The 6938-nt window shown below is 69.7% G+C and carries 6 protein-coding genes; 4 read left to right on the plus strand and 2 right to left on the minus strand.

Translation table 11 applies throughout. The features are described from left to right. Window positions 1-56: 56 nt before the first annotated feature. Both fabI and fabG read right to left on the minus strand, forming a co-directional pair. Window positions 57-824 carry an enoyl-ACP reductase FabI gene (gene fabI / locus ACFU8Q_RS37325; protein ID WP_384463336.1) on the minus strand — a complete coding sequence of 256 codons (768 nt, stop codon included), beginning with the start codon at window positions 822-824 and terminating at the stop codon, window positions 57-59. A gap of 5 nt (window positions 825-829) precedes the next feature. Further along, on the minus strand, window positions 830-1549 hold the full coding sequence (gene fabG / locus ACFU8Q_RS37330) for a 3-oxoacyl-[acyl-carrier-protein] reductase (RefSeq protein WP_266745396.1): 720 nt from the start codon (window positions 1547-1549) through the stop codon (window positions 830-832). 343 nt (window positions 1550-1892) lie between these two features. On the opposite strand from fabG, the gene ACFU8Q_RS37335 reads away from it, so the two are divergent. The 4 genes from ACFU8Q_RS37335 (at window position 1893) to tyrS (ending at window position 6889) form a co-directional block, all read left to right on the plus strand. After that, entirely contained in the window at window positions 1893-2069 is a 177-nt protein-coding gene (locus ACFU8Q_RS37335; RefSeq protein ID WP_384463348.1) for a DUF397 domain-containing protein, read from the plus strand. A 204-nt stretch (window positions 2070-2273) separates the two neighbouring features. Beyond that, the gene (locus ACFU8Q_RS37340; RefSeq protein ID WP_384463339.1) at window positions 2274-3797 is read left to right on the plus strand and encodes a TldD/PmbA family protein; all 1524 of its coding nucleotides are present in this window, start codon (window positions 2274-2276) and stop codon (window positions 3795-3797) included. Between the two features lie 168 nt (window positions 3798-3965). Next, window positions 3966-5363, plus strand: coding sequence for a metallopeptidase TldD-related protein (locus tag ACFU8Q_RS37345; RefSeq protein ID WP_384463342.1), 1398 nt, complete (start codon window positions 3966-3968; stop codon window positions 5361-5363). Window positions 5364-5623: 260 nt separating this feature from the next. After that, entirely contained in the window at window positions 5624-6889 is a 1266-nt protein-coding gene (gene tyrS, locus ACFU8Q_RS37350) for a tyrosine--tRNA ligase (RefSeq protein ID WP_384463345.1), read from the plus strand. The last annotated feature ends 49 nt before the right edge of the window (window positions 6890-6938 follow it).

The raw sequence follows: 6938 nt of genomic DNA on the forward strand, positions 1-6938 counted from the left end.
GCGTACCGCCTGCTCAGAGGCGGTACGCGGCCGTGTCACAGCCTGTCGGCGCGGGTTCAGGCACCCATCATGTGCACGCCACCATCGACGTGGATGATCTCGCCCGTGGTCTTCGGGAAGAAGTCCGAGAGCAGCGCGACGATGGCACGGCCGGCCGGCTCCGGGTCGGACATGTCCCACGCCAGCGGGGAGCGGGTGTTCCACACCTCGGCGAGCTCGGAGAAGCCCGGGATGGACTTGGCGGCCATCGAGCCGAGCGGTCCGGCGGAGACCAGGTTGCAGCGCAGGCCCTCCTTGCCCAGGTCACGGGCGAGGTAGCGGGAGGTGGCCTCCAGCGCGGCCTTGGCCGGGCCCATCCAGTCGTACTGCGGCCAGGCGAACTGCGCGTCGAAAGTGAGGCCGACGATCGAGCCGCCCTCGCTCATCAGCGGCTTGCAGGCCATTGCGAGCGACTTCAGCGAGAACGCCGAGACGTGCATCGCCGTGGCGACGGACTCGAACGGGGTGTTGAGGAAGTTGCCGCCGAGCGCGTCCTGCGGCGCGAAGCCGATGGAGTGGACGACGCCGTCGAGCGAACCGAGCTCCTCCTTGACCAGACCGGCGAGCCGGTCCAGGTGCTCGGCGTTGGTCACGTCCAGCTCGATGACCTTGGCCGGCTTGGGCAGCTTCTTGGCGATGCGCTCCGTCAGCGTGGGCCGCGGGAAGGCGGTCAAGATGATCTCGGCACCCTGCTCCTGGGCCACCTTGGCGGTGTGGAAAGCGATGGACGACTCCATCAGCACACCGGTGATGAGGATGCGCTTGCCGTCGAGAATTCCGCTCATGGTGATCAGTGACCCATGCCCAATCCGCCGTCAACAGGGATGACGGCTCCAGTGATGTACGACGCGTCGTCGGAGGCGAGGAAGCGCACCGCGGCGGCGATCTCCTCGGGCTGCGCGTAGCGGCCGAGCGGCACCTGGGACACGATGCCCTTGCGCTGCTCCTCGGTGAGCGCCTGCGTCATGTCGGTGTCGACAAAACCGGGTGCGACGACGTTGAAAGTGATGTTCCGGGAACCGAGCTCACGGGCCAGCGACCGGGCGAAGCCGACCAGACCGGCCTTGGAGGCGGCGTAGTTCGCCTGCCCGGCCGAGCCGAGGAGCCCGACGACGGAGGAGATGAGGACGACGCGGCCCTTCTTGGCGCGCAGCATGCCGCGGTTGGCGCGCTTGACGACCCGGAAGGTGCCGGTGAGGTTGGTGTCGAGTACGGACGTGAAGTCGTCCTCGGACATCCGCATCAGCAACTGGTCTTTGGTGATACCGGCGTTGGCGACCAGTACCTCGACGGGGCCGTGCTTGTCCTCGATCTCCTTGTAGGCCTGCTCCACCTGTTCGGCGTCCGTGATGTCGCACCGGACGGCCAGAACGCCCGCCTCGGTGAGGATCTGAGGGGGCTCGCCCGAGCGGTACGTGATCGCGACCTTGTCGCCGTTGTCGGCGAAAGCGCGGGCGATGGCGAGGCCGATGCCCCGGTTTCCTCCGGTGACGAGAACCGAGCGGCTCAACGGATCACCCTTTCGATAGCGGTCTGGTACCTCGAAAACCTATCGGTACCACCCGCTCCGCGAGCAATCGGCCCCTGACAGCGCCTTCCGCCAGGCACTGTGGGGTTCCTACAGTGTCCACCCCGACCGAACGTTTCCCACGCCGGCGTACACCTCGGCGAGAGCCCGGCGCCTCGACAGGCAGACCGACGCTCTCGGCAACTTCCAGCATCCGTTTGTCGTAACCGATGAGTACGTCGAGCGACCGGCGGCGCACAGACCGGCAGACGGTCGAGTTCGGCCGTCGTGGCCGGCTTCAGCCTGCTCTGCCCCTGCGCGACGAGCGGGGCACAGCGACCTCTCGATCGCGGCCTGGCGCAGGTGCTCTGCCGGTGGAGCCGAGAACAACTGCGCAGAAGTCGCCAACCTCCCCGGAGGAGCAAAGGCCGTACGCGACTCGAAGGACCCCGCACGCCCCCTGCGTTTCACGGCCTCGGGGTGGGCCGCGTTCAGGGCGGGTGTGATCGACGGCGACCTGTGATCGGTCGGGGCGGCTTGCCCGAGACGCCATCTCACCGGAGATGCAACTCCGTTCGAGGCACCGCGATCGGGTCCAGGACTCGGGTGGCCCACGCCGAACCGGTTGGACGAGCCCGGCGCGCTCGTCCGGGGAAACCTATGGCCGGTCGCCCTCGACGCACGGCATGGTTCACTGCGGACACATGCCGAAAAGACGGAGTACTACATGCCTCATGAGGTAGATCAGTCATTCCTGGCCCTGCCCCTGCGGGCCCTCGCCGACGCGGCGCTCGCCCGCGCGCGTGCGCTGGGGGCCGTGCATGCCGACTTCCGGTTCGAGCGGGTGCGCAGCGCGTCCTGGCGGTTGCGTGACGCCCGGCCCGCCGGGACCTCGGACACCACCGACCTCGGGTACGCGGTGCGTGTGGTGCACGGTGGAGCGTGGGGGTTCGCGTCGGGCGTGGATCTGACGATGGACGCCGCGGCGAAGGTCGCCTCGCAGGCCGTCGCCATGGCGAAGCTCTCGGCGAAGGTGATCGCGGCGGCCGGGTCCGACGAGCGGGTGGAACTGGCGGACGAGCCGGTGCACGGTGAGCGGACCTGGGTCTCGGCGTACGACATCGATCCCTTCGACGTACCGGACGAGGAGAAGGCGGGGTTGCTCACCGAGTGGAGCAGCCGGCTTCTGGGCGCGGAGGGTGTCGCGCATGTGGACGCCTCGCTGATGACCGTCCACGAGAACAAGTTCTACGCGGACACGGCGGGCACCGTAACCACCCAGCAGCGGGTGCGGCTGCATCCGCAGCTCACCGCGATCGCCGTGGACGGGACCACCGGTGAGTTCGACTCGATGCGGACGATCGCCCCGCCGGTGGGCCGCGGCTGGGAGTACCTGACCGGGACCGGCTGGGACTGGGACGACGAGCTGGAGCGGATTCCCGGGCTGCTGGCCGAGAAGATGCGGGCGCCGAGCGTCGAGGCGGGGACGTACGACCTGGTCGTCGACCCGTCGAATCTCTGGCTGACCATCCATGAGTCGATCGGCCACGCCACCGAGCTGGACCGGGCGCTGGGGTACGAGGCGGCGTATGCCGGGACCTCGTTCGCCACGTTCGACCGGCTGGGGAAGCTGGCGTACGGCTCCCCCGTGATGAATGTGACGGGCGACCGCACCACCGAGCACGGGCTCGCGACCATCGGGTACGACGACGAGGGGGTCGAGGCGCAGTCCTGGGACCTGATCAAGGACGGGACGCTGGTCGGGTACCAGCTGGACCGGCGGATCGCGAAGCTGACGGGTCTGGGCCGGTCCAACGGGTGTGCGTACGCCGACTCGCCGGGCCATGTCCCCGTACAGCGGATGGCGAACGTGTCTCTGCGGCCGGATCCGGGCGGGCTGTCCACGGAGGATCTGATCGGCGGGGTGGAGCGCGGGATCTATGTGGTCGGCGACCGGTCCTGGTCGATCGACATGCAGCGCTACAACTTCCAGTTCACCGGGCAGCGGTTCTTCCGGATCGAGAACGGCAGGCTGGCCGGTCAGCTGCGTGATGTCGCGTACCAGGCGACGACGACGGACTTCTGGGGCTCGATGGAGAAGGTCGGTGGCCCGCAGACGTACGTCCTGGGCGGCGCCTTCAACTGCGGCAAGGCCCAGCCGGGCCAGGTCGCGGCGGTCTCGCACGGCTGCCCCTCCGCCCTCTTCCGGGGCGTGAACATCCTCAACACGACGCAGGAGGCCGGACGATGAGCGGTCACCACGGAACCGGCTGGGGGTCCAGGGGTCGACACCCGGGACAGCACAGTCTCAACACGACGCAGGAGGCCGGACGGTGAGCGGTCACCACGGAACCGGCTGGGGGTCCAGGGGTCGACACCCGGGACAGCACAGTCTCAACACGACGCAGGAGGCCGGACGATGAACCGCGTCAGCAAGCCGCACGAGATCGTCGAGCGGGCGCTCGAACTGTCCACCGCCGACGGCTGTGTGGTCATCGCCGACGAGGAGTCGTCCGCGAATCTGCGCTGGGCCGGCAACGCGCTCACGACGAACGGCGTGACGCGGGGGCGGACCCTGACCGTCATCGCGACCGTCGACGGCGCGCAGGGCACCGCGTCCGGGGTGGTGTCGCGGTCCGCGGTCACCGCCGACGATCTGGAGCCGCTGGTGCGCGCCGCCGAGGCCGCCGCGCGCGGGGCCGCCGGGCCTGCGGAGGACGCGCAGCCGCTGGTCGGCGGGGTGCCCGTCTCGCCCGACTTCGCGGACGCGCCGGCCGAGACGGGATCGGACGTCTTCGCGGAGTTCGCCCCGGCGCTCGGCGACGCGTTCGCCCGCGCCCGGTCCGGTGGCCGTGAGCTCTACGGCTTCGCCCACCACCAGCTGACCTCCACATACCTCGGTACGTCGACGGGGCTGCGGCTGCGCCACGACCAACCGAACGGGACGCTGGAGCTCAACGCGAAGTCCCCCGACCGGACCCGGTCGACCTGGGCGGGTCATTCCACCCGCGACTTCAAGGATGTCGACCCGGCCGGGCTCGACGCGGAGCTGGCGCAGCGGCTGCGCTGGGCGGAGCGCCGTATCGAGCTGCCCGCCGGGCGGTACGAGACGCTGCTGCCGCCGACCGCGGTGGCCGATCTGCTGATCTACCAGCTGTGGTCGTCGACGGCACGGGACGCCGCGGAGGGCCGGACGGTGTTCTCCAAGCCGGGCGGCGGGACAAGGCTCGGCGAGACCCTGTCCGAGTTGCCGTTGTCGCTGCGCAGCGACCCGCACGCACCGGGCCTGGAGTCGGCACCGTTCGTGATCGCCCATGCCTCCGGGGACGGCGCCTCCGTCTTCGACAACGGTCTGCCGCTGACGTCGACCGACTGGATCCGGGACGGCAGGCTGGAGCACCTGACGACCACCCGGCACACGGCGGGGCTGACCGGGCTGCCGGTTGCGCCGGCGATCGACAATCTGCTGCTCGAAGGCGGCGGTGAGCGGTCGCTGGAGGAGATGGTGGCCGCGACGACCGGCCGCGGGCTGCTGCTGACGTGCATGTGGTACATCCGGGAGGTCGATCCGGCGACGCTGCTGCTGACCGGGCTGACCCGTGACGGGGTGTATCTCGTCGAGGACGGCGAGGTCGTCGGCGAGGTGAACAACTTCCGGTTCAACGAGTCGCCGGTGGATCTGCTGTCCCGGGCCACGGAAGCGGGCCGTACGGAGAAGACGCTGCCGCGCGAGTGGGGCGACTGGTTCACCCGGGCCGCCATGCCCGCGCTGCGGATCCCGGACTTCAACATGAGCTCGGTGAGCGCGGGCGTGTGACCCGCCCAGGGTCTGTCCGGCGGATCAGGGCCGGACAGGGCGCGGTGTCCGGTGCCGTGCGTCGCAAGGCGCCGGAGCGTCCTGACGTCGGGGTCTCCCCTGCTCGAACGGAGTTGAGAGCTTGGGGAAGGAGCTGTTCGGGCGTTTCGGCAACGCCGCGAGGTGCCGTGCCAGGCGTCGCGACCCCGGCCATGATCCGCAGGGCAGGCCCTAGACTGGCTGTTGCCTTTCGATACACGTAGCTGAGGAGACACGGAACCGTGACGGACATCGTCGACGAGCTGAAGTGGCGTGGGCTGTTCGCCCAGTCCACTGATGAGGACGCACTGCGCAAGGCTCTCGCGGACGGTCCCGTCACGTTCTATTGCGGTTACGACCCCACCGCGGCGAGTCTGCACGTCGGCCATCTGGTGCAGGTGCTCACCATGCGCCGGCTCCAGCTGGCCGGTCTGCGGCCGCTCGCCCTGGTGGGCGGGGCCACCGGTCAGATCGGTGACCCCCGGCCGACCGCCGAGCGCACGCTGAACGACCCGGAGACGGTCGCCAACTGGGTGTCGCGGCTGCGGTCCCAGATCGAGCCGTTCCTGTCCTTCGAGGGCGAGAACGCGGCGATCATGGTGAACAACCTGGACTGGACCGCGGGCATGTCCGCGATCGAGTTCCTCCGGGACATCGGCAAGCACTTCCGCGTCAACAAGATGCTGACCAAGGACTCCATCGCCCGGCGGCTGGAGTCCGACGAGGGCATCAGTTACACCGAGTTCAGCTACCAGCTGCTGCAGAGCATGGACTTCCTGGAGCTGTACCGGCGCCACGGCTGCACCCTCCAGCAGGGCGGCAGCGACCAGTGGGGCAACCTCACCGCGGGTCTCGACCTGATCCACCGGCTGGAGCCGGGTGCCGAGGTGCACGCGCTGGCGACCCCGCTGATGACGAAGGCGGACGGGACCAAGTTCGGCAAGTCCGAGAGCGGGGCCGTCTGGCTCGACCCGGTGATGACGACGCCGTACGCGTTCTACCAGTTCTGGCTGAACGTGGACGACCGGGACATCTCCCGGTACATGCGCATCCTCAGCTTCCGCACCCCCGCGGAGCTCGAGGAACTGGAGCAGGTCACCGAGGAGCGTCCGCAGGCCCGGACGGCGCAGCGCGCGCTGGCCGAGGAGCTGACGACGCTGGTGCACGGCGGCGACCAGTGCGCCGCGGTCATCGCGGCGTCGAAGGCGCTCTTCGGCCAGGGCGAGCTCGGCGAGCTGGACGAGGCGACGCTGAGCGCCGCGCTGTCCGAGGTGCCGCACGCGCAGGTCACCGAGCTCGGTCCGCTGGTGGACCTCCTGGTGGAGGTCGGTCTGGCGCCGAGCAAGTCGGGTGCGCGCCGCACGGTGAAGGAAGGCGGTGCGTACGTGAACAACGTCAAGGTCACGGACGGCGAGAGCGCACCGGCCCGTGAGGAGCTGCTGCACGGGCGCTGGCTGGTGCTGCGCCGGGGCAAGAAGAACCTCGCCGCCGTCGAGGTCACCGGCTGAGCCTGGGGTACGGACGTCGCACCGCGGCCGGGCACGCGTGACGCGTGAC

It is taken from the genome of Streptomyces sp. NPDC057543 (assembly GCF_042801895.1).
Lineage (GTDB): Bacteria > Actinomycetota > Actinomycetes > Streptomycetales > Streptomycetaceae > Streptomyces.

What these genes read in the sequence shown, in the direction of transcription:
- fabI (WP_384463336.1), bottom strand. Translation starts at nt 824, where the DNA reads ATGAGCGGAATTCTCGACGGCAAGCGCATCCTCATCACCGGTGTGCTG.
- ACFU8Q_RS37340 (WP_384463339.1), top strand. Translation starts at nt 2,274, where the DNA reads ATGCCTCATGAGGTAGATCAGTCATTCCTGGCCCTGCCCCTGCGGGCC.
- ACFU8Q_RS37345 (WP_384463342.1), top strand. Translation starts at nt 3,966, where the DNA reads ATGAACCGCGTCAGCAAGCCGCACGAGATCGTCGAGCGGGCGCTCGAA.